This is a genomic window from Streptomyces sp. NPDC005402, from assembly GCF_040606575.1.
Classification (GTDB): Bacteria; Actinomycetota; Actinomycetes; order Streptomycetales; family Streptomycetaceae; genus Streptomyces.
This window is the reverse complement of sequence record NZ_JBEXFB010000015.1, coordinates 79,711-102,270: the sequence shown is the minus strand read 5'-3', so window position 1 is coordinate 102,270 and position 22,560 is coordinate 79,711. Positions and strand designations below refer to the sequence as shown.

20 protein-coding genes and 1 tRNA gene are annotated in these 22,560 nt (G+C 71.1%); 3 read left to right on the top strand and 18 right to left on the bottom strand.

The window, feature by feature from the left end:
* Window positions 1–79 precede the first annotated feature (79 nt).
* Genes ABZT02_RS27510 through ABZT02_RS27500 form a run of 3 tightly spaced genes read right to left on the bottom strand, consistent with a single transcriptional unit; the run spans window position 80 to window position 2,158 of the window.
* Window positions 80–463: a type II toxin-antitoxin system death-on-curing family toxin gene (locus ABZT02_RS27510; protein WP_356021813.1), complete on the bottom strand. Its 384-nt coding sequence runs from the start codon at window positions 461–463 to the stop codon at window positions 80–82.
* Window positions 460–660 (bottom strand): ribbon-helix-helix protein, CopG family, encoded by a 201-nt coding sequence (locus tag ABZT02_RS27505; protein WP_037710693.1) that lies wholly within the window; start codon window positions 658–660, stop codon window positions 460–462. Before ABZT02_RS27505 ends, ABZT02_RS27510 begins: the two co-directional genes overlap by 4 nt.
* A gap of 40 nt (window positions 661–700) precedes the next feature.
* Entirely contained in the window at window positions 701–2,158 is a 1,458-nt protein-coding gene (locus ABZT02_RS27500; protein WP_356021810.1) for an MFS transporter, read from the bottom strand.
* A 314-nt stretch (window positions 2,159–2,472) separates the two neighbouring features.
* On the opposite strand from ABZT02_RS27500, the gene ABZT02_RS27495 reads away from it, so the two are divergent.
* Both ABZT02_RS27495 and ABZT02_RS27490 read left to right on the top strand, forming a co-directional pair.
* Window positions 2,473–2,544 (top strand) — tRNA-Cys (locus ABZT02_RS27495).
* Window positions 2,545–2,816: 272 nt separating this feature from the next.
* A complete protein-coding gene (locus ABZT02_RS27490) occupies window positions 2,817–3,065 on the top strand; it encodes a heme-binding beta-barrel domain-containing protein (protein ID WP_356021808.1) in 249 nt (82 codons plus the stop codon).
* Here the strand turns inward: ABZT02_RS27490 and ABZT02_RS27485 are convergent.
* The 12 genes from ABZT02_RS27485 to ABZT02_RS27430 all read right to left on the bottom strand — a co-directional run bounded on the left by ABZT02_RS27485 (window position 3,020) and on the right by ABZT02_RS27430 (window position 15,867).
* Entirely contained in the window at window positions 3,020–4,177 is a 1,158-nt protein-coding gene (locus tag ABZT02_RS27485; RefSeq protein ID WP_356021806.1) for an SUKH-4 family immunity protein, read from the bottom strand. The two genes, ABZT02_RS27490 and ABZT02_RS27485, sit on opposite strands and share 46 nt — an antisense overlap.
* 132 nt (window positions 4,178–4,309) lie before the next feature.
* Window positions 4,310–4,840: an AAA family ATPase gene (locus ABZT02_RS27480; RefSeq protein ID WP_356021804.1), complete on the bottom strand. Its 531-nt coding sequence runs from the start codon at window positions 4,838–4,840 to the stop codon at window positions 4,310–4,312.
* Window positions 4,840–4,968, bottom strand: a complete 129-nt coding sequence (locus ABZT02_RS27475) for a hypothetical protein (RefSeq protein ID WP_356021802.1) — start codon at window positions 4,966–4,968, stop codon at window positions 4,840–4,842. The genes ABZT02_RS27480 and ABZT02_RS27475 overlap by 1 nt, the downstream gene beginning before the upstream one ends.
* The gene (locus ABZT02_RS27470) at window positions 4,965–7,277 is read right to left on the bottom strand and encodes a molybdopterin cofactor-binding domain-containing protein (protein ID WP_356021800.1); all 2,313 of its coding nucleotides are present in this window, start codon (window positions 7,275–7,277) and stop codon (window positions 4,965–4,967) included. Before ABZT02_RS27470 ends, ABZT02_RS27475 begins: the two co-directional genes overlap by 4 nt.
* On the bottom strand, window positions 7,274–9,028 hold the full coding sequence (locus ABZT02_RS27465) for a 2Fe-2S iron-sulfur cluster-binding protein (protein WP_356021798.1): 1,755 nt from the start codon (window positions 9,026–9,028) through the stop codon (window positions 7,274–7,276). The genes ABZT02_RS27470 and ABZT02_RS27465 overlap by 4 nt, the downstream gene beginning before the upstream one ends.
* Entirely contained in the window at window positions 9,025–9,918 is an 894-nt protein-coding gene (locus tag ABZT02_RS27460; RefSeq protein ID WP_356021796.1) for an FAD binding domain-containing protein, read from the bottom strand. Before ABZT02_RS27460 ends, ABZT02_RS27465 begins: the two co-directional genes overlap by 4 nt.
* 244 nt (window positions 9,919–10,162) lie before the next feature.
* A complete protein-coding gene (locus ABZT02_RS27455) occupies window positions 10,163–11,788 on the bottom strand; it encodes a beta-N-acetylhexosaminidase (protein WP_356021794.1) in 1,626 nt (541 codons plus the stop codon).
* Between the two features lies 1 nt (window position 11,789).
* Complete coding sequence (locus tag ABZT02_RS27450) at window positions 11,790–12,623, bottom strand: carbohydrate ABC transporter permease (protein ID WP_356021792.1); 834 nt, start codon at window positions 12,621–12,623, stop codon at window positions 11,790–11,792.
* Window positions 12,620–13,510, bottom strand: a complete 891-nt coding sequence (locus ABZT02_RS27445) for a sugar ABC transporter permease (RefSeq protein WP_356021790.1) — start codon at window positions 13,508–13,510, stop codon at window positions 12,620–12,622. The genes ABZT02_RS27450 and ABZT02_RS27445 overlap by 4 nt, the downstream gene beginning before the upstream one ends.
* A complete protein-coding gene (locus ABZT02_RS27440) occupies window positions 13,507–14,802 on the bottom strand; it encodes an extracellular solute-binding protein (protein ID WP_356021788.1) in 1,296 nt (431 codons plus the stop codon). Before ABZT02_RS27440 ends, ABZT02_RS27445 begins: the two co-directional genes overlap by 4 nt.
* A 183-nt stretch (window positions 14,803–14,985) precedes the next feature.
* Window positions 14,986–15,264, bottom strand: a complete 279-nt coding sequence (locus ABZT02_RS27435) for a DUF3039 domain-containing protein (protein ID WP_057610823.1) — start codon at window positions 15,262–15,264, stop codon at window positions 14,986–14,988.
* Between the two features lie 30 nt (window positions 15,265–15,294).
* The gene (locus tag ABZT02_RS27430; RefSeq protein WP_356022092.1) at window positions 15,295–15,867 is read right to left on the bottom strand and encodes a YqgE/AlgH family protein; all 573 of its coding nucleotides are present in this window, start codon (window positions 15,865–15,867) and stop codon (window positions 15,295–15,297) included.
* Window positions 15,868–16,120: 253 nt separating this feature from the next.
* Here ABZT02_RS27430 and murA point away from each other — a divergent pair, with 253 nt between their 5' ends.
* Window positions 16,121–17,467 carry a UDP-N-acetylglucosamine 1-carboxyvinyltransferase gene (murA, locus tag ABZT02_RS27425; RefSeq protein WP_007382398.1) on the top strand — a complete coding sequence of 449 codons (1,347 nt, stop codon included), beginning with the start codon at window positions 16,121–16,123 and terminating at the stop codon, window positions 17,465–17,467.
* A gap of 308 nt (window positions 17,468–17,775) precedes the next feature.
* Here murA and ABZT02_RS27420 read toward each other — a convergent pair whose 3' ends face one another.
* From ABZT02_RS27420 to ABZT02_RS27410, 3 genes are all read right to left on the bottom strand, one after another.
* On the bottom strand, window positions 17,776–18,057 hold the full coding sequence (locus tag ABZT02_RS27420; RefSeq protein WP_007382399.1) for an HU family DNA-binding protein: 282 nt from the start codon (window positions 18,055–18,057) through the stop codon (window positions 17,776–17,778).
* 328 nt (window positions 18,058–18,385) lie between these two features.
* The gene (locus ABZT02_RS27415) at window positions 18,386–19,801 is read right to left on the bottom strand and encodes an NAD-dependent malic enzyme (protein WP_356021785.1); all 1,416 of its coding nucleotides are present in this window, start codon (window positions 19,799–19,801) and stop codon (window positions 18,386–18,388) included.
* A 301-nt stretch (window positions 19,802–20,102) separates the two neighbouring features.
* Entirely contained in the window at window positions 20,103–22,559 is a 2,457-nt protein-coding gene (locus tag ABZT02_RS27410; RefSeq protein WP_356021783.1) for a UvrD-helicase domain-containing protein, read from the bottom strand.
* Window position 22,560 lies beyond the last annotated feature (1 nt).

Here is a 22,560-nt window from a genome sequence, read left to right as displayed (position 1 = left end):
CCGGGTCACCTTACCGGCGGCCCGGTCGGGTCAACGCGCGGACGGGGCCGGGGCGGGGGTGGGTGGGACCGAGGTCACATCACCGCTCGGTCAGGTCTCGTAGCACCTCCGAGATGGCCTTGACTTCGTCCATGCTGCCGGTCGCCACGGCGATGACGAGCCGCTCGGCCGCGTCGACGTCAGGGCGCAGCTGAACATCGTTCATCGCCAGGAACACGACACAGGACACCCAGGCCGTGCGCTTGTTCCCGTCGATGAAGGGGTGGTTGATCGCCAGTGACTGCAGCAGCGCCGCCGCCTTGTCGAACAGGTCGGTGTACGCCTCCTGCCCGAACATCGAGGCGGAGGGGCGATGCACCGCCGACTCCAGAAGGCCCGCGTCACGAACGACGACGTCCTGGTCATCGACAGCGTGCTGGGCGATGGCCAGGACGTCCTCGGCGGACAGATAGACACATGTCACTTGAGCCGCTCCAGCAACTCGGCCCACTTGACGGTCTGCTCCTTGGCGGCCTTGCGGACCAGAGCCTCATGCGCCGTCCTGGCCAGGTAGTCGTCCACGGCCCTCAGCAGTATGGCGTGCATGCTGGTGCCCTCCTCCTCGGCGCGCAGCTTCAGTGCTTCGGTCTGGTCGTCACGAAGACGCAGGTTCATGGCCATACCAGAACGGTATCACTCGCTGGTGTCAAAGTGGTACCACTCATGGGCGCGGTGTCCGCAATCGCGTCGTCACCCACGCCCCTACGAGCGCCACCCCCGCCATCGGCAGGAACACCGCGACGAAAGCCAGCGGATGCTGTGCGCCGGACGCCCCGCTCACCGTATGGCTCACCGTCCCGCCCCCCAGCGCCGCGAAGGCCGCCCCGCCCGCCGCCAGCAGAACGGCGTTCGACAGACCGTCGGAGATCTGGAGGGCGGCGGAGTTGGTCCCGGCCTCCTCCGGGGCGGACAGCTGCAGCAGGAGCACACTGCTGGAGGAGATCACCAGCCCCATCCCGAAGCAGCCGAAGCCCCAGGCCACGGCGACGGTCCAGACCGGCACGGAGTCGATCAGCACACTCGGCGCGCCGGCGATCGCGGCCGCGACCAGCACCATCCCGACGGTCATCAGCCGTTCCCGGTACGGCTCCACCCGCGCCCGCGACTGCACCCACGACCCCAGCGCCCACGTGACGCCACCCGCCGCGAGCGAGAACCCGGCCAGCGTCGGCGACAGCCCCCGCTGGGTGACCAGCATCAACGGCACGAAGGACTCGGCGGCGACGAAGGACCCCGCGGCGACCCCGCGCAACAGCACGACGGAGGGCAGCCCCCGCGCCGCCCGGTACGTGCCGCGCGGGAGCAGTCCGAGCACGGCCGGCACCAGCAGGGCCACGCCCGCGAGGCCGGGGAGCAGGGAGAGGGGACGCAGGTCCTGGGCGGCGTACTGGAGGAGCCCGGCGCCGAGGGAGATCCCGAGGGCGAGCCGGATGCGGCGCCGGTCGAAGGACGCCTGCCCGTCGCTGTCGCCGACCGGCCCGGACGCCCGTCGCCGTATCTGCGGAAGGGCCAGCACCAGCGGAAAGACCACCAGTACCGGAATCCCGACGAACACCCACCGCCACCCGAGGTGCTCGGTCACCGCCCCGGCCGCGAGCGGCCCCACGATCGACGGCACCACCCAGCCCGCCGCGAACGCCGCCATGATCGCGGGCCGCAGCCGCTCCGGATAGGCCCGTCCGACGACGACGTACAGCGCCACGATGACCAGCCCTCCCCCGAACCCCTGCACGGCCCGCCCGAGAATGAACAGCCACATCGCGCCGGCGGTCCCGGACAGCAGCAACCCGGCGGCGAACGCGGCGATCCCACCGCTCAACGGTCCCAGCGGCCCCCGCCGATCCGCCCACTGCCCGGCCAGGACCATCCCGAAGAGGCTGGTGGTGAAGTACCCGGAGAACGCGAACGCGTACAGCGCGACCCCGTCCAACTCCCGCGCGGCAACCGGCATGGCGGTCCCCACGGCGGTCGCCTCGAACGCGATGAGCAGCACGACGGACACGATGCCGATACTCAGCGCCCGGTACGAACGCCCCAGTACCCCCTCCCCCACCTCGCTGACGGACAGGACCTCAGGTTCGTCGGTGACACCGGCGTCACGCGGTTCCAGCACAGCCATGCCCGCCAGAGTAAGGGCCACAGCCCCTGTTGACCCCTGTCGAAAGCACGCCCCGCCCTGAGACCTTGGTCGTACGACCACGACCTGTCCCGTCCCGTTCATGAACGGCGTGTGGCAGTCCCGTTGCAGCCCCCGGGGTTCCCTTGAACCACCTCCCGCATCCCCCTACGGTCAAGTCACCGGGTAACCCCGGCCGTGTGCCCGAGTGGCTCGGGGACTCGCCTGCGCCGCATCCATCAGCGAGCTCCGCTCGCGGGGAGTTACGCGGGTCCGATCCCCGCCACGGCAGGGAGACACGACCGAGCCCGGTGACTGGCCGTGTGCCCGAGTGGCTCAGGGACTCGCCTGCAAAGCGAGTTACGCGGGTTCGATTCCCGCCACGGCCTCAACTGTTTGGCCAGGGGAAACAGAAGGGCGGCACCTCTCGGGGTGCCGCCCTTCTGGCCATCCGTCTCGCTTACCGTCTCAGTCGGCCTTGACCCGCGCCGGTGATCAAATGGCTGCCGGTCCCTTTCTCCGGTACGAGGCCCGGGCCTGACTGCTCGACGGGGGCGGGGAGCCACTGCGGCCGCCGCGCGGGAGAGCGGGTGGTGGCGGCCACGGCGGGCGTGTCGAAAAGGCCGCGCTGTCCGCAGCCTCCCCGACCAGGACCTCGGTGATGCCGGCCGGCTGGCTGGCTGGCTGGCTGGCTGACCAGCGCCTCCACCCGCCCACCGGCTGCATCACCCCCACCGCCAAGGAGGTGACCGCCACCCGTCGCCGCTACGCCCTCGCCGACACTCTCGACTTCGTCCACGATCGCGCAGCCGTCGGGCAGCCCCCACAGCACCACCTCTCGGCGACCCTGCACCGCGCGGTCGGTCAGAGCACCCCGCCCGCCTCGTCCTGGAACAGCTCCGTCCAGTAGTGCCAGTCCGCGTCCGTCGTCGTGCCCGTCGGGTCGATGGTGGACAGGGCGCGGATCATCGTCTTGGCGACCTGGACGTACAGCGTGTTCGTCAGCTCGTGGGCGAGTGACTCGTCTATCCGGCGCTCCCGGTGCAGCAGCCAGAGGGTGAAGGCGAGGGTGGAGATGTCGGTGTTCAGGGGGTGGAGCGTTCCTTCGCGCTCGCTCCAGTTCAGGACCGCGCCCGTCGCGCCGTCGACGACCAGGGTGTTGTCCTCGATCAGGTGGCCGAGGACGATCAGGTGGTCGGCGCGGGGCGGGAGGATGGCCGGCGTGTCGGCCCGGTGCTCCGCGAGGGTCGGGAGTGAGGCGTCCGGGTCGGTGTGGAAGAGGACGCCGTCCTCGGGCAGGCCCGCCTCCGCCAGGAAGCGGCGGGTCGGGGCGTGCGTCAGCGTGGACGGGAAGTCGATGTCCTCGAAGCGGGCGACCCGGTTCCGGCCGAACTCGTGGTCCAGGAGGCGCGGCGGGAGGTCCAGGGCCAGGCCGGAGTCCGTGCCCGGGCCCGCCACCAGGGCCAGGGGGCGGATCAAAGCCGCGATCTTCCAGAACGTCGGCACCTCGCCGCCCGTGCCCTCCTCGAACACCGTCAGCAGCTGGCGCGTCGCGTCCTCCACCGCCGTAGGGCCGAAGCGGCCGGCGTAGGCGGCGAACTGGCCGCGCACCTCGGTCAGTTCGTCCGTCGCCGTAGCGAAGCGGACCAGGGTGGGGAGCGACGGGGCCAGGGGCGTGCGGTCCATCAGGTCGGGGCGGGCGTGGAAGAACGCCGTCGTCGAGACCTCGCCGGTGACTCCGTCGAGCAGGACCGACTCCGTCTCCCTGCCGTGCAGGTCCGTGAGCCCGCCTATGACCAGCTGGCCGCGCAGCTCCTCGCTGAGCCGTCCGGCCAGGTCGGCCGTCGAGTCCGCCACCGTCCGCAGGCCTTCCCTGCGCAGCTCCTCGAAGGTGAACAGGTCGCTGTCGCCGGGCAGTCCGGGGCCGCTGAGCCAGCGCCGGGTCGACACATGTGAGATGTACGGCTGCAGTTCGTCCTCGGTCAGTCTGATCGCCGCTACGGCGGCATCGGTCGTGCTCATGGCTCCCCCGTGTGCTTCGTACGCAGTCCCCTGGCCGGGCACGGCACGGCGAACCCGTCGGGCCTGCGCTCGTCCCCCACTGCTCGAAACACTACGCGCCACCACTGACAACGCCCCCGTACCAAGGAGACGTCAGAGCACCCGCGCGCGTTCCCGCCCCGCGAGAATCGCCTCCACCGTCCGAGCCGGGGTCAGCGCGGAGGTGTCCAGCCACAGGCCGATCGGCGGGGTCGACTCCCGCAGCGCCTCGTCCAGCGCGGACACCGTCCAGGCGGGCCCGTAACCCGTCTTCGTCCGGCCCGCTTCCCGGGCCGCCACCGTCCCGGCGTCCGGCGCCAGGACGACGACGTGCAGCGGCCGGGTCCGGACCAGCCCGACGTACGCCGTCAGGTCCTCGCCCAGCACCACGTCCTGTACGACGGCCGTGAACCCGGCCTCGGCGTACGCGTCCGCAGTCGCCGCCGACAACCGGTAGCGCAGGCGCAGTTGGGCGGAGGCCTCGTCCGAGGCCCCGGGGGCGTACTCCTCACGTCCCGACACGATCATCCGCCGGAACACGTCCCCGCGGACATGCGCCGCCCGCGGCAGACGCTCCGCCAGCGCCTGCGCGACCGTCGACTTCCCGGCCGCCATCACACCGGTGACCAGCACGACTCCGCGCATCATGCGAAGTACACGCCGCCCACCACGACCACGATCGCCGCCACCACGAACAGCAGGATCCACAGCGCCAACTTGCCCAGCCCGGGCGGCGGTTCGTACGCGCGGGGCTCCTGGCCGGGAGCGCTCACCGGTCCGTCACGACCGCGGCCTGCGGGCGAATCGGCAGCCGGTTGACGGGACGGCCCGTGGCGGCGCGTACGGCGGAGGCGACGGCCGCCGGTGACGTGACCACCGGCACCGCGCTGGCCGCCTTCGCGCCGAACGGGGCGACCACGTCCCGCTCCTCGACGAGCTTGACGATCCGGATCTCCGGCGCGTCCAGGGCCGTCGGCAGCGCGTACCCGGTGAGGTCCGGGTGGCGGATCACCCCGCGCGCGCTGCGCAGGTTCTCCGTGAGCGCTATCCCGACGCCCTGGGTGACGCCCGCTTCGATACGGGCCTCCAGCTGGGCGGGGTTGAGGATCCGGCCGACGTCCTGGGCGAGCGCCAGCTCGACCACGCGGACCGAGCCGAGTTCGATGTCGACGTCGACCACCGCGCGGATCGCGCAGAACGCCATGCCGACGAAGGCGTCGCCCTGGCCGATCTCGTTGAGGGGCTCGGTCGGGTGCGGGCGGCACTGGGCCGTGGCCCACAGTTCCTTGCCGTCCATGGCCTCGGTGACGGTCGTCGACAGGACGCCGTCGTACGAGGTGATCTTGCCGTCGGTGATCTGGAGCAGCTCGGTGGACATGCCGAACTTGTGCGCCAAAGGCTGGAGGAGCTGGGTGCGGACCATCTTGGCCGCGCGTTCGACCGCGCCGCCCGAGACCCAGGTGTGGCGGCCGCGCGCGCCCGGGCCGGCCGGAGGCTGGTCGGTGTCGACGGGGGCCACGTGGACCTCGTCGATGCCGAGCGTCTCCTGGACGATCTGGCGGGCCAGCGTGGTGAAGCCCTGGCCGGTCTCGACGGCCGCGCAGAGCACGGTCGCGACGCCGTCCTGCACCCGTACGGTCGCCGTGGAGACCTCGTCCGCGCCCTCCGCGCCGAGCATGTGCACCATGCCGAGGCCGTAGCCGACGCCCCGGCGGATGGCGCCCGGTTCGCCCGCGCCCTCGGGACCGCCGGGCAGCAGCCACTCGTCCTCGGGGGTGTCCTTGGGGAGCGTGGGCAGCGGGAAGTCCCGCACGGCCTGGAGCAGTTCGGCGACGGGGGCCGGGCAGGTGACCGTCTGGCCGGTCGGGAGTACGTCCCCGGTGGCGAGGGCGTTGCGCAGGCGCAGTTCCGCCGGGTCGACGCCCAGCTTCTTGGCCAGCTTGTCCATCTGCGCCTCGTAGGCGGCGCACACCTGCATCGCGCCCTCGCCGCGGACATGGCCGGAGGGCGGGTTGTTGGTGCGGACGGCCCAGCCCTCGATGAAGGCGTTCGGGACGACGTACGGCCCGCAGGCGAAGCCCACGGCGGCGGCCAGGACCTCCGAGGAGGTGTCGGCGTAGGCGCCCGCGTCGAGCAGGATCTGCGCCTCGACCTTGACCAACCTACCCTCGGCGTCGGCGTGGTGGCGGTATCTCAGCAGCGTCGGGTGGCGGTGGACGTGGCCGAGGAAGGACTCCTCGCGCGTGGCCGTCAGCTTGACCGGGCAGCCGGTCTTCAGCGCGAGCAGGCCGAGCGGGAGCTGGAAGCCCTGGTCCTCGCGGTCGGCGGTGGCACCGGGGACGCCGGTGACGACGACCTTGACGCGCTCGGGTTCGAGGCCGTAGCAGGCGGCGGCCGTGTCGCGGTCGGCGTGCGGGTCGGTGGAGGCGAGGTAGAGCTCGACGCCGCCGTCGGGGCGGGGCACGGCGAGGCCGGCCTCGGCACCGATGGGGGCGGGGTCCTGGCGGCCGATGCGGTACTGGCCCTCGACGACGATCTCGCCGGTCGCGGAGGGGTCGCCGTGCTGGAGCGGGATGTGCCGGACCAGGTTGCCGTCGGGGTGCAGCGGCTCGGCCTCGAAGGACTGCTCCGGGTCGGTGACCGGGTCGAGCACCTCGTACTCGACGATGACGGCGGCCGCGGCCATGCGCGCGGTGTCGGGGTGGTCGGCGGCGACGGCCGCGATGGGCTCGCCGTGGTGGCGGACGACCTCGGAGGCGAAGACGGGGCGGTCGGCCCTGCCGCGGCCGTGCACCGGGCTGCCGGGCACGTCCTCGTGGGTGACGACCGCGCGGACTCCGGGCATCTCGCGCGCGTGGGAGGTGTCGATGGACACGATGCGCGCGTGTGCGTGCGGGGAGCGCAGGACGGCCGCCCACAGCAGGCCCTCGGCCCACAGGTCGGCCGCGTACGGGAAGGTGCCCTCGGTCTTCGCGCGCGCGTCGGCGGCCGGCAGTGAGACGCCGATGCCGTGCGGAATCGGCTCGGGGGCGGGTGCTGCTGCCTCCGCGTCGGTGGTCGCGGTGGCGGCTTCGTTGCTCACGCCTGGCCTCCGTCCTGTCCCTGTCCGTACGCCTGCTCATGCGGTCCGGCGGCGTTCGGGAACCCCGGGGAGTCGAACGCCGACGGGTGGACGCTGCCCCCTCCGGGGCCTGCCTGGTGCGGAATACGTGCCCCGTCGCCGTCCGTCTCAGCGTCGTCCGTCGCCTGGGCCTCCCGCTCGGCGACGACCTCCTTGACGGCGTCGACGACCCCCCGGTAGCCGGAGCAGCGGCAGAGGTTGCCGCACAGCGCCTGGCGGGTCTCCAGCTCGGTGGGCGCGGGGTTGCCCTCCAGCAGGTCGTGCACGGTCATCGCCATGCCGGGCACGCAGAAGCCGCACTGCACGGCGCCGCACCGGGCGAGCGCCCGCTGCACGTCGGAGGGCCGGCCGTCCTCGGCGAGGCCCTCGACGGTACGGACCTCGCTGCCGGCGGCGGTGACGGCGGGCACCAGGCAGGAGGCGACGAGCCGTCCGTCGACCTGGACGTTGCACGCCCCGCACTCGCCCTGCGAGCAGCCGTCCTTGGCGCCGGCGAGTCCGAGCCGCTCGCGCAGCACGTAGAGCAGCGACTCGCCGATCCAGGCGTCGGTGACGGGTCGGTCGACGCCGTTGACGCGCAGGACGTAGGCGGCGAGGGGGTGTTCCTCGCCGGGGTGTGCGGGGGCCTTATCGTCCGGGTTCTCGTCGGGGTCGGCGGCGTGCTCCTCGGTGGCCTCGGGCGACGGTTCGCCGTCACCTTCGGCCGGAGCGTGCTCGGCACCGGGCTCGGCGGGGCCGTCAGCGGCTTCTGCGGCCTCTTCGGCGCCCTCGGGGACCCGGAGGGCCGCCGGTGCCTCACCGGGGCCGGGCGAGGGCTGTGAGGCGGCTGCGGAGGGGCTGTCCGGGTAGGCCTCGGCGGGCTCGTGGGGCTGGGCCGTGTCGTGCGGCTCGGCGAGAGCGATGCCGCGACCGTCGCTGTGCGGGGAGTCGGGGGACGTCTCGTCCGTCAGGGCGTGCGCGTCACCGTGCCGCTCGTCGACCTCGCCGCTCGGTGCCTCGACCGCGGGCACATGCGCGTGGCCGTCGCCGAGCGGACCGGTGGGACCGTCGCCGGCCGGACCACCGTGACCGTCGTCGAAACCGCCGTGTCCGTCGCCGTGCGGCACGTGCGCGTGCCGCTCCCCGGCCGGTGCGCCGTGCTCGGGCCCCGCTCCCGGACCGTCCTGGGGCTGGTCCCCCCACGGCTGTGGCGGCTGGGTCGCCCAGGGCGCGGCCGCACCGCCCGGCAGGGTCGCCGGAGGGGTGCCGCCCCACTGCTCGACCAGGGACGACGTGGTGAACTCGCCCGATTCGTCCGGGAGGTCGCCGCCGGCCACGGGGATCGACCACTGGCCGGTGACGTCGTGGCCCGGCGCGGGCGCGGTGTCCTCGACGTGCCACTGCTGGGTGGTCGCGGGGTTGTACGTGAACTGCCCGGTCTGGCCCTGCGGCAGGGTGCTCGGGTCGGGCCACTGCGCGCCCTCGGCCGGCACGGCCCAGCTGCCCGTGCCCGCCGGGTCGGTCCCGCCGCCCGCCGCGGCCGTTATCTGCGGCGGGACGTATCCGTGCCCGGGCGCGGCGAGCGGGCTGTCGGCGGAGGCCAGGAGGGCGTCGATGCCGCCTTCGGGGAGTTTCACGAAGGCGGTCGCGCCGTCGTCGTAATCACCCTGAGGGAGTGGGTCCCAGCGGCCGGCGGCCCGGGGCGTGCCCTCTCCGTGCTGGTCGTCGGTCAAGACAGTGCCCTCCCCAGTGCTCGTCGGGCCAGCGCGGCGACGGTGCGCCGCAGGTGCAGTACTGCGGGCGGATGCTGCGGCACGGAGCCGTCCGGGGCCGGTGCCGGGTCGGGGATGCAGGCCGCGGCGACGTACTCGCCGAAGGCCTCCCGCGCCTCCGGGACGATCGCGCGGTTGTTGTCCCAGTCGATGAGCCGGGCCACCCACTGCTCGGCGTCCAGGGGCCGCAGCGGCATCGGCGCTATGGCACCGACGGCGCACCTGACCCCGCGCCGGGCCGGGTCGAGGACCAGCGCGACGGAGGCCATCGCGCGGCCCGGGCCGGTGCGTCCGGTGACCTTGAGGAAGACCTGCGGGGCGTGCAGCAGCGGCACGCGCACGTAGCCGATGAGTTCGCCGGCGCGCAGCATCTCCATGCCGGCCAGCAGGTGCGAGACCGGCATCTCCCGGCGGGCACCGTCCGGGCCCGCGATGATCAGCGTGGCTTCGAGGGCGGCGAGGACGGGCAGCGCGTCGCCCGTGGGGGCCGCCGAGGCGATGTTGCCGCCCAGGGTGCCCGCGTTGCGGATCTGCGGCGGACCCGCGGCGCGGGCGGCGGCCGCGAGGGCGGGAATGAGGGCGGCGAAGTCGGGGCGGCCCATACGCGCGTGCGTGAGTCCCGCGCCGAGCAGGGCGTGCCCGTCCTGGTACTGCCAGCCGCGGATCTCGCTGATCCGACCGAGGCCGACGAGAGCGGCGGGCCTGAGCTGCCCGGAGTTGACGGCGGCCATGAGGTCGGTGCCGCCGGCGACGGGCACGGCTGCGGGCATGGCGGTGAGGGCCGCCACGGCCTCGTCCAGTGTCGTGGGCAGCGTGACGGCCTGCGCCGCCTGCGGTGTGTGCGTGGTCAAACCGGCTGCCCCTTCCCGCTGCCCCACCTGGTCCTGCTGGTCCTGCCTGCTTGCTGCCGTACGGTACGTGCTGAGAGGCCGGACGTGGCAACTCTGGCACATCTTCGCAACACGCGAAGACAGGGGTCCGCTAGGAGGCGTTCGGCGGCATTCGCCCACCCCATCAGGGAGATGGTCCGTTTTCGTACGGGATCGTCCGCACATGGCGATTGACACTCTTCGGTGACTCCTGGGGCCTTTTCCCCTATCTGTTCGGGGGAGCCCCCTCGATGGGCCGGCCGAGCACTCCGGGCCGCTGCTGCCACGGCAGCGGTCCCGTGGGTGGCCGGTAGCCGACGCCCAGGGCGTCGAGCAGTCCGTAGTGCGCGGCCATCCGCCGCTCGAAGCCGGCGAAGTCCCGTTCCGCGGGGGCGGGCAGGGCACTCCAGGCCACCTCCGCGAAGGCGACGAGCCGTGGGAACGCCTGGTAGTCCACGCGCGCGTGATCCTCCATCACCTCGGTCCACAGGTTGGCCTGCGTGCCCAGGACATGCGCGGCCTCCTCCGAAGTCAGCTGCGGCGGAACGGGTTCGAAGCGGTACACGTCCTCCAGGGTGCGGACGTACGCGATCGGCACCGGCTCGTCCTCCCCGGCGTCCTGGCGGTAGTCCAGGTACACATGCTGCTCCGGGCACATCACGACGTCGTGGCCCGAGCGGGCGGCGGCGATCCCGCCCTGGTAGCCGCGCCACGAGGAGACGGCCGCGCCTTCGGCGAGCCCGCCCTCCAGGATCTCGTCCCAGCCGATGAGCCGGCGCCCGCGCGCGGTCAGCCATGTGTCGAAGTGGCCGATGAACCACGACTGGAGTGCGTCCTCGTCGGCGAGACCGAGTTCCTTGATGCGGGCCTGTGCGGTGGGCGACCGCCGCCACTGGTCCTTGAGGCATTCGTCACCGCCGACATGAATGAACTCCGAGGGGAACAGCTCCAGGAGTTCCTCGAACACCCCCTCGTAGAAGCGCAGGGTGTTGTCAGTGGGGGCGAGTACGTTTTCGGAGATGCCCCAGCTGTCCCAGACCCTGAGGGAGGACGTGTCGATGACGTCGGTGTTGCCGAGTTCCGGGTACGCGGCGATGGCCGCCTGCGAGTGTCCGGGTACGTCGATTTCGGGGACGACGGTGATATGCCGCTCGGCGGCGTAGGCGACGATCTCCCGGATGTCGTCCTGGGTGTAGAAGCCACCGTGCGGCTTCTCCTCCCACAGCGGTGAGGCCCGGTGGCCGAATTTGGTACGCGCCCGCCATGAGCCCACCTCGGTCAGCCGGGGGTATCTCTTGATCTCGATCCGCCAGCCCTGGTCGTCCGTCAGGTGGAAGTGGAAGACGTTGAGTTTGTGCGCGGCCATCAGGTCGAGGTAGCGCAGGACCCCCTCCTTGGGCATGAAGTGCCGGGCCACGTCGAGCATGAGGCCGCGCCAGCGGAAGCGCGGGGCGTCCTGGACCGTGAGGTGCGGCACGGCCCAGGTGCGGTCGCCGCCGACGGGGGCCTTGCGATAGGCGTCGGGGCCGAGGAGTTGACGAAGCGTCTGGGCGCCCCAGAAGACCCCGGCCGCGCTGCCGCCCTCGATGAGGACGCCGGTCTCGTCGCTGACGAGGCGGTACTCCTCCGGGCCGAGCCCAGGGTCGAGTCGGAGCCCGATGCCGTCGCCCTCGGTGTCCTCGGGTTCGCGGGCCTCGTGCAGCGGCAGCCCGGTGGCCTGCCACAGGACGCCGCGCAGCCAGCGGCCGGTGCCCTCCGTGCCGGTACCGGCGTGGACCTGGGAGCGGGCCGTCAGCCGCACCTCGCCGGAACCGGCGACGACATCACGCGCCGCGGGAATCAGTTCAGCCATGTCAGTCCTTGACCGCTCCGCCCAGTCCCGAGACCAGGCGTCGCTGTACGAGTACGAAGAACACCAGCACCGGAATCGTCATCACCGTCGAGGCGGCCATGACGCCGCCCCAGTCCGGCTCATCCGGCTTGTAGAAGACCAGCAGGGCCATCGGCAGCGTCGACTGCGAAGTGTCGCTGATGATGAACGACTTGGCGAAGAGGAAATCGTTCCAGGCCGAGATGAAGGAGAACACGCTCGTGGCCACCAGGCCGGGGAGGACGAGCGGGAAGAGAATCTGCCACAGGAATCGCGCGCGGCTCGCCCCGTCGATGTACGCGGCCTCCTCCAAAGCCTCCGGTACGGCCTTCACGAACCCCCTGAGCATCCAGATCGCGAAGGGCAGCGAGAACGCGATGTGGGGCAGGACGAGCGAGCCCAGGGTGTTCAGCAGACCGAAGTCCCGCATCTGGAAGAACAAGGGGATGGTGAGGGCCTCCACGGGCACCATCTGAGCCACCAGAAACATGATCAACAAAGTGGTCCGGAAGCGGAAGCGGAATCGTGTCACCGCGGTCGCCGCGAGAAACGCGATCAGCGCCGAGGCGATCACGACACTGCACGCGACGACAAGGCTGTTGACGAAATACCGACCGAAATCCTGCTGCCCGAACACGCGCCGGAAGGAATCCAGTGAGGGCGCGAGCGTCCAGGGCCGGGGCTCGCTCGACTCGATCTCTCCGGCCGGCTTGAAGGCGCTGAGCACCATCCAGTAGAGGGGGAAGGCGACCACCAGGGCGATGAGCAACGCCGAGGCCTCCGCGGCCAGCCGCCAAGGACGCCGAAGAAGATTCACAGTTCCTCCCCCTGGCGGCGGAGCAGCCGCAGGTACCCGAGCGTGACGGCGAGCAGGATCAGCAGCATCACGACGCCGATCGCCGAGCCGAGGCTGTACTGCGAGGAGGCGAACGCCTGCTGGTAGGCGTAGACGTTCAGGACGAGGTTCTGGCCCGCGATGCCGCCGCCGTTCGTCATGACGTAGATCTGGGTGAAGACCTTGAAGTCCCAGATGACCGACTGGATGGTGACGACGGTCAGGATCGGCCGCAGCATCGGCGCGAGGACCGACCGCCAGATCCGCCACTGCGAGGCCCCGTCCAGCGCGGCGGCCTCCAGCACCTCGGCCGGGACGGCCCGGATCCCGGCGTAGACCGTGACCATCACGAACGGGAAGGAGCACCAGACGACTTCGAGCAGGACGAGGAGGAAGGCGCTGAGCCGCCCGTACGTCCAGGAGTGGTCGCCGAGCCCCAGCAGCCGGTTCACCGGGCCGAAGTCGGGGTCGAAGAGGAACAGCCAGACCGTCGACCCGGTCACCGCCGGAGTCGCCCAGGCCCCGAGCGCGGCCAGCATCAACGCCAGCCGTGGCACGGCACGCACGCGCGTGAGCAGCACGGCCAGCGCGCACCCCACGGCGAGCGTCGAGACGACACAGCCCGCCGCGAACAGCACGGTGGCCAGCAGCACCTGCCAGAACTGCGGGTCGGAGAAGAGTGCCGAGTAGTTCCCGAACCCCTGGAAGGTGGCCGGCTCACCGCCGCTGACCTGGGCCTGGGTGTACTGGAAGAAGGAGATCAGGCCGAGTTGCCAGACGGGGTAGACGAGCAGCCCGCCGATGACGACGAGAGCGGGGGCGAGATACAGCCAGGGAGCCCAGGTGGCGCGGTTGGTCACCGAGGTCACCCGGCGGAGCCGAACGCGTCGTTCATCTTCCTGGCGGCTTCCCCGGAGGCCGCCGCCACGCTCTTCCTGCCGCTGATGACCTCCTGGAACATCGTCGGCAGCACCAGCGAGGAGTCGATCTGCGACCACGCGGGCGAGGCGGGCACGAACTTCGTCCCGGCCGCGAGGGTCTGCGCGAACGGCTTGACGTACGGCTGCTCGGCCGCGACCTGCTGCCGGATGTCCGCGAAGGTCGGCAGGAAACCCATCGCGTCGAACATCGAGGCCTGCGTCCTCTTCGACGTGAGCTGTTCCATCAGCTGGACGGCCAGGGTCCGGTGCGAGGTGCTCTTCAGGACCCCGATGTTGTTGCCACCGGCGAACGCGGGAGCGATCGACCCCGCGGAGACCCCGGGCAGCGGTACGACCGCGTACGTGCCCTTGACCTTCCCGGCCTCCACAGCCGTATGACTGAAGTCGCCGCCGATCGCCATCCCGGCCTTGCCGGCGGCGAACGCGGTGATCGTGTCGTTGCCGCCCATGCCGGCGCACTTGGCGGCGGGGCAGTTGTCGTCGGTGAAGAGGGAGGTGTACTCCTTGATGCCCTTCTGCGCGGCCGCACCGGAGATCGCCGAGGCGTACGAGCCTCCCTTGCCGGTGGCGAGTTCGCCGCCGTTCGCCCAGATGAAGGGCAGCGCGCCGTACGTGTAGGCGCCGCCGACGACGAGGCCGTACAACTCGGGTCTGGCGGCTCGGATCTTGCGCGCGGTGGTGGCCAGCTCGGCCATGGTCTTCGGGACTTCCAGGCCGAGTTCCTTGAAGACGTCGGTCCGGTAGTACAGGGCGCGGACGCCGACGTAGAAGGGCGAGCCGTACACCTTCCCGTCCACGGTGACCGACGTCCTCGCCGTGGGGTCGGTGTCCTTGGCCTCGCTCCAGTCGGCGAACTCCCTGGTGACGTCGAGGAGTCCGCCGTCCTTCACATAGCCGGCGGTGTCGGTGTTGCCGTACTCCATCAGGTCGGGCGCGGAGGACGGGTCGTTGAAGGCGGCCTTGACGCGCTGGGCGCGGGTCTCGACCGGGATGTACTCGACGTCGACCTCGGTGCCCTTGTGGGCCTTCTCGTAGGCGGCGACGACGGAGTCGACGACCTTCTCCTTCGGCTTGTTGCCGACCTCCTGGAAGAGCCAGACACGCAGGGTGCCGGTCTTCTCGTCCTTGTCGGAGGAGGAGTTGGAGGAGGTCTGGGGCGCGCAGGCCGTGACGACGAGGGCGGTCAGGAGCAGGGCGGGGAGGCGGGGGGAGAGCTTCATGGAGTTGATCCTCCGGACGTGCGTTGCAACATATGCAATGACGGTTTCGCTCAACGCAACGGAGGTTATGGCGTGCGGGAACACGCCCACAAGAGGTCTCAACCAATCCGTGACACGCAAAAGGCCCCCGGGGCGCGCTGTACGCACCCCAGGGGCCCTGTGAAGTTCAGCCGGGCGGCCTGCCTACTTGTCGCCGCCCTTGTCGTCGTCCCCGGAACCCATGGACTCGTAGATCTCCTTGCACATGGGGCACACGGGGTACTTCTTGGGATCGCGGCCGGGCACCCACACCTTGCCGCACAGCGCCACGACGGGGGTCCCGTCGAGGGCGCTCGCCATGATCTTGTCCTTCTGGACGTAGTGGGCGAAGCGCTCGTGGTCGCCGTCGCCGTGGGACACCTGCGGCGTCGGCTCTACGAGGGTCCCCGTACCAGTCCCGCGCTCGGGCTCAAGAGTGCTCATAAATGCCAAGGGTACTGAAGGTCACACCCTTCAGTTGAGCGAAGGGTCGTCGGGGTAGGTGGCCACCATCGCGAGTTCGTTGCGCTGGCGGCGCAGGACCTCCCGCCAGAGTCTCTCCGGGGACGGGGAGGAGACGTCACCGGGTTCCGACTCGACGACGTACCAGGCACCCTCCACCAGCTCCTCCTCCAGCTGGCCGGGGCCCCAGCCGGCGTAACCGGCGAAGATGCGCAGGCTGCCGAGGGCCGAGGCGAGCAGCTCCGGCGGGGTCTCCAGGTCGACCAGGCCGATCGCGCCGTGCACTCTGCGCCAGCCCAGCGGAGCCCCGTCGACGGCCCCGCCGCCCGGGATGACGGCGACCCCCAGGGCCGAGTCCAGCGAGACCGGGCCGCCCTGGAAGACGACACCGGGTTCACCCGCGAGGTCGGCCCAGCCCTCCAGGATGTCGCCGACGTCCACCGGGGTGGGGCGGTTGAGGACCACGCCGAGCGAGCCCTTCTCGTCGTGGTCGAGAAGCAGCACCACCGCGCGGTCGAAGTTCGGGTCCGCCAGGGCGGGCGTTGCCACGAGCAACCGCCCTGTGAGCGAGGACACCTCGGTCATGCCAGACATGATCCCGCATCTTCCCTCCGCGTGGGGAGCCAATGCCTGTTCGGAAGGGGATGCAGCTCAGAGCGCACCAGTGCGCCCCACGCGCACGCTCGCGCCGGTGACCGCATGTGCCTGACAGGGGACGGCACGTGTTGTGACAGAGCTATGACGTGTCTGGGCGGCACTTGGGCTTACAGAAGGGGGGTGGGCGGCCATTACCCTTGTCCCTTCTGGCCCCTGCCCGACTCATCGGAACGCGAGATACATGACCGTCAACGGCTCTGACGACGTACTGCTTGTCCACGGCGGAACCCCGCTGGAGGGCGAGATCCGTGTCCGCGGTGCGAAGAACCTCGTACCGAAGGCCATGGTCGCCGCCCTGCTGGGCAGCGAGCCGAGTCGACTGCGCAACGTTCCGGACATCCGTGACGTGCGCGTCGTACGCGGTCTGCTGCAACTGCACGGGGTGACGGTCCGTCCGGGTGAGGAACCGGGCGAGCTGGTGATGGACCCGACGCACGTCGAGAGCGCCAACGTCGCTGACATCGATGCCCACGCGGGTTCGTCACGGATCCCCATCCTCCTGTGCGGTCCGCTGCTGCACCGGCTGGGACACGCCTTCATCCCCGGCCTCGGCGGCTGCGACATCGGCGGCCGGCCCATCGACTTCCACTTCGAGGTGCTGCGGCAGTTCGGCGCGACGATCGAGAAGCGCGCGGACGGGCAGTTCCTGGAGGCGCCGCGACGGCTGCGCGGCACGAAGATCCGGCTGCCGTACCCGTCCGTCGGCGCGACCGAGCAGGTGCTGCTCACGGCCGTCCTCGCCGAGGGTGTCACCGAGCTCTCGAACGCCGCCGTGGAGCCGGAGATCGAGGACCTCATCTGCGTCCTGCAGAAGATGGGCGCCATCATCGCGATGGACACCGACCGGACCATCCGCGTCACGGGCGTGGACCGGCTGAGCGGCTACAACCACCGCGCGCTGCCGGACCGCCTGGAGGCCGCCTCCTGGGCGTCCGCGGCGCTGGCGACCGAGGGCAACATCTACGTCCACGGCGCCCAGCAGCGCTCGATGATGACGTTCCTGAACACCTACCGGAAGGTGGGCGGTGCCTTCGAGATCGACGACCAGGGCATCCGGTTCTGGCACCCCGGCGGCCAGTTGAAGTCCATCGCGCTGGAGACGGACGTGCACCCGGGCTTCCAGACGGACTGGCAGCAGCCGCTGGTGGTCGCGCTCACCCAGGCCACGGGTCTGTCGATCATCCACGAGACGGTCTACGAGTCCCGCCTCGGATTCACCTCCGCGTTGAACCAGATGGGTGCTCACATCCAGCTGTACCGCGAGTGCCTGGGCGGCTCGAACTGCCGTTTCGGGCAGCGCAACTTCCTGCACTCGGCGGTCGTGTCGGGCCCCACCAAGCTCCAGGGCGCCGACCTGGTCATCCCCGACCTCCGCGGCGGCTTCTCGTACCTGATCGCGGCGCTGGCGGCCCAGGGCACCTCCCGGGTCCACGGCATCGACCTCATCAACCGCGGCTACGAGAACTTCATGGAGAAGCTCGTGGAGCTCGGCGCGAAGGTAGAACTGCCGGGCAAGGCACTCGGCTAGCCCCAGCCTCGTCGCGCCGCTGCAGAGGGACTCCGCCCCCGGCTGGGGGTCCGGGGGTCATCCCCCGGGCAGGCACAGCATGGAGAAGCTCGTGGAGCTCGGCGCGAAGGTGGAACTGCCGGGCAAGGCGCTCGGGTAACCGCAGCAGTCGTACGAACGCCGATGGGGCGGTCACCCGAGTCCGGGTGACCGCCCCATCGGCGTAGTGCTGTGCGCCCCTCAGGGGCGCGGGGAACTGCGCGACCAGCCACGGCGGTACCGTCAGCCGTGGGACGGTCCGCAGTCACCCGGCGCTCACAGCGGAGCGCTTACTTGCCCTTGGCGGCTTCCTTGAGCTTGGAGCCCGCCGAGACCTTGACGCTGTAACCGGCGGGGATCTGGATCGGGTCACCGGTCTGCGGGTTGCGCGCGGTGCGAGCGGCACGGTGGGTGCGCTCGAAGGTCAGGAAGCCGGGGATGGTGACCTTCTCGTCGCCCTTGGCGACGATCTCGCCGACGGTCTCGGCGAACGCGGCCAGAACGGCGTCGGCGTCCTTGCGGGTCACCTCGGCGCGGTCGGCCAGCGCGGCCACCAGCTCACTGCGGTTCATGTTGTTACTCCCGTGTTCTTCTTGCCGTTGGGGTGTGCCACGCGGCGGGGCCGCACACGAGGCACAGCGAAGCCGATGCGCTCGCGCCCAGGGACGCATCCTGCCCCTACCTGCTGCGGGAAAGCCAATCCGGCACCCGTAGGACTCGTATGAACACCCTAGGGGGTCACACGAACAGAGGCCTGGGCGTGGCGCCACCCTAGAGGGTGTCGCGAAGCGCCCGGTTTCGCGACGCGCCGGGCCGGAGAACCGCCGTGGCAATCCTCACAGCCGAACAAACATACGACAACCACTGTAGACGCGGCCCGGGAGATCCGGACGAGGACCCCTACGCCGTCGCGCCCGCGGCCTTCGCCGCGTCCCGCACCGCACCCGCGACCGCGCCCGCGACCTTGTCGTTGAAGACGCTCGGGATGATGTAGTTCGGGTTCAGCTCGTCCTCGGTGACGACGTCCGCGAGGGCCTTCGCGGCCGCGAGCATCATCTCCGTGTTGACCGTGCGGGACTGGGCGTCCAGCAGACCGCGGAAGACACCCGGGAAGACCAGCACGTTGTTGATCTGGTTCGGGAAGTCGGAGCGGCCGGTGGCCACGACGGCCGCCGTCTGACGGGCGATCGCCGGGTCGACCTCGGGGTCGGGATTCGCGAGCGCGAACACGATCGCGTCCTCGGCCATGGCGGCCACGTCGGCGCCGTCCAGGACGTTGGGGGCCGAGACGCCGATGAAGACGTCGGCGCCGCGGACGGCCTCCTTCAACGTCCCGGTCAGGTTCTCGGGGTTGGTGTTGTCGGCGATCCAGCGCAGCGCCGAGCCGGGAGCGGCGTCGACGAGGTCCTCGCGGCCGGCGTGCACGACACCGTGGATGTCGGCGACGACGGCGTTCTTGACGCCGGCGGCGATCAGCAGCTTGAGGATGGCCGTACCGGCCGCGCCGGCACCGGACATGACGACCCGGATGTTCTCGATCGCCTTGCCGGCGACGCGCAGCGCGTTCGTCAGGGCGGCGAGGACGACGATCGCGGTGCCGTGCTGGTCGTCGTGGAAGACGGGGATGTCGAGGGCCTCGCGCAGCCGGGCCTCGATCTCGAAGCAACGGGGCGCGGAGATGTCCTCGAGGTTGATGCCGGCGAACCCGGGGGCGATCGCCTTGACGATCTCGACGATCGCGTCGGTGTCCTGGGTGTCCAGGCACAGCGGCCAGGCGTCGATGCCGGCGAACCGCTTGAAGAGGGCCGCCTTGCCCTCCATGACCGGGAGGGCGGCCTTGGGACCGATGTTGCCCAGGCCCAGCACGGCCGAGCCGTCCGTCACGACCGCAACGGAGTTGCGCTTGATGGTGAGGCGGCGGGCGTCCTCGGGGTTCTCGGCGATCGCCATGCACACGCGGGCCACGCCCGGGGTGTAGATCATCGAGAGGTCGTCACGGTTGCGGATGGGGTGCTTGGACGCCATCTCGATCTTGCCGCCGAGGTGCATCAGGAACGTACGGTCGGAGACCTTGCCGAGGGTGACGCCCTCGATGCCGCGCAGCTGCTGGACGATCTCGTCGGCGTGCGCGGTGGAGGACGCGGCGATGGTGACGTCGATGCGGAGCTTCTCGTGGCCGGACGCGGTCACGTCGAGGCCGGTCACCGAGCCTCCGTGGGACTCCACGGCCGTGGTGATCTGGGAGACCGCGGTTCCGCTCGCGGGCACCTCCAGACGGACCGTAATCGAGTAGGAGACGCTGGGCGCCGTTGCCATGGCCGACTTCCTCTGCTTTCACCTGGTGACGCTGATGCCGTCCGATGGTCGCACCTACTGATGAGTAGGCGTTAGCCACACTGAATTGCGGACGTTTTGTTCACGGGCGCGTTCACGCGAAAGAGGCCCACGTCACATGGACGTGGGCCTCTCATCAAGTCAATGACACCGACCCGCCATGCTCGCCTCGCGGCAAGTGGTCGCTCGTGGCGACGAAGGTTGGGCCCGGGGGCTTGGATCGGGCCGGTGTCACGTCCAGGCTAACAAACGGATCCCGAAAGACCATTCCCGTGCGGAGAGTTCAATCTCTCAGCAGATCCGGCACACCCTCCCCGTCCGGCTGGTCCCGCTCCGCCGAGACGACCGTGAGCTGCTGGGTGGCCCGGGTGAGGGCGACGTAGAGCACCCGCAGACCGGCCGGTGACTCGTCGGCGATCTCGGCCGGGGAGACGACGACCGTCGCGTCGTACTCCAGGCCCTTGGCCTCCAGGCTGCCGAGCGCCACCACCTGGTCGCCGAGTCCGGTGAGCCAGCGGGCGGCTTCCTCGCGGCGGTTCATGGCGACCACGACGCCGACGGTGCCGTCGACGAGGCCGAGGAGCCGGGCTGCCTCCTCGCGGACGGTCTCACCGAGCGACTTGCGCACGACGGTGAAGCGGGGCTCGACGCCGGTGGACCGTACGGCCGAGGGGGACGTGGCGCCGGGCATGGCGAGGGCCAGCACCTTGGCCGCGAGGTCGGCGATCTCGGAGGGGTTGCGGTAGTTCACGGTGAGCTGGAAGCGGCGCCTCGGGCGGCTGCCGAGGGCCTCGTCGCGGGCCTCGGCGGCCTCGTCGGGGTCCGACCAGGAGGACTGGGCGGGATCCCCCACGACCGTCCAGGTGGCGTGCCGGCCACGGCGGCCGACCATGCGCCACTGCATGGGCGTGAGGTCCTGGGCCTCGTCGACGATGACGTGGGCGTACTCGACGCGCTCCTGGGCGAGCCGCTCGGCCCGCTCGCGCTGCGACTCCTCGCGGACCGGCATCAGCTCCTCCAGGCCGGTGAGCTGGTCGAGCGGGTCCAGCTCACGCCGCTTCCTCGGGCGGGCCGGGGCGCCGAGGACCGCCTGGAGCTCGTCGAGCATGGCGATGTCGTGCACGGTCAGACCGTCGCGCCTGAGCGAGCGGGCGACCCTGCGGACCTCGCCGGGGTTGAGGATCCGGCGGGCCCAACGGCCCAGGCGCCGCTCGTCGGCCATGGCGGCGAGGACGGCCTTCGGGGTGAGCTCCGGCCACCAGGCGTCGAGGAACTCGATGAAGCTGTCCTCGGAGGTGATGTCCTCGTCGAACGACGACCGCAGCTCGGCGGCCAGCTCCGGATCGGAGTGCCGGGTGCCCGCCCCGGACCGCGCCCACAGCGCGTCCAGCAGGAGCTTGCGGGCCCGGGGCCGCAGCAGGTTGACGGGCGCGGTGCCGCTGAGTGCGTTGCGGCGGACACGTTCCAGTTCATCCGCCTCCAGCTCCAGACGCCGCCCGAAGGCGACGACGCGCAGGCGCGTGGGGGGTCCGGCCGGGGGCTGCGGGGCTACGGCGGTGGCGGCGCCGCTCCCGCCACCGGCACCGGCACCCTCGTCCAGGTCACCGAAGTCGCCGAAGGAGAGTTGCCCGGAGTCGGACCGGCCGGAACCTGCTGCCCTTCCGCGCCCGGCGGCGGCGGCCGTACCGCCGGCGCCCAGTTCCAGCACTCCCCGCGCCGCCTTCCGCAGCACCTTCAGCATCCGGTACGAGCCCTTGGCACGGGCCACCGCCGGGGAGTCGTACAGGGTGGCCTCGACACCGTCGACCAGGGAGCCGATCGCGCGGATGGCGACCTGGCCCTCCTCGCCGAGAGAAGGCAGGACGCCCTCGGTGTACGCGACCAGCAGAGGCGTGGGCGAGACGATGAGGATGCCGCCCGCGTACCGGCGGCGGTCCTGGTAAAGGAGGTACGCGGCGCGGTGCAGGGCCACGGCGGTCTTGCCGGTGCCGGGCCCGCCCTCGACGTAGGTCACGGACGCAGCGGGAGCACGGATGACCATGTCCTGCTCGGCCTGGATGGAGGCGACGATGTCCCGCATGGTGTGGCTGCGGGCCTGGCCGAGCGCGGCCATCAGGGCGCCGTCGCCGATGACGGGCAGCTCGTGGCCGTCGAGGGAGGCCTTGAGCTCGGGGCGCATGAGGTCGTCCTCGACGCCGAGGACCTTGCGGCCCTTGGAGCGGATGACCCGGCGCCGTACGACACGCCCGGGATCCACCGGAGTGGACCTGTAGAAGGGCGCGGCGGCCGGGGCCCGCCAGTCGATGACGAGCGGCGCGTACTCGGAGTCCAGGACCCCGATCCGGCCGATGTGCAGGGTCTCCGCGATGTCGGCGGTGCTGTCCTCGCGGACGGCTCCCTCGGCGGGTTCCACGGCGGTGTAGGCGCCGTCGGGCCCCTTCTTGCCGTCCTTGCCGGGGAGCAGGTCGATCCGGCCGAACAGGAAGTCCTCGAACTCGTTGTTGAGCCGGTTGAGGTGGACGCCGGCCCGGAAGACCTGGGCGTCCCGCTCGGCGAGCGCGCCGGGCGTGCCGACCTGGCCACGCTTGGCGGCGTCGTTCATCAGGAACTCCGCCTCGTGGATCTTCTCCTCGAGGCGCCGGTAGACCCGGTCCAGATGTTCCTGTTCGACGCTGATCTCACGGTCCCGAATCGAGTCCTGAACCGAGCCGACCGCAGATGGTTGAGCCTGAGCGGCCACC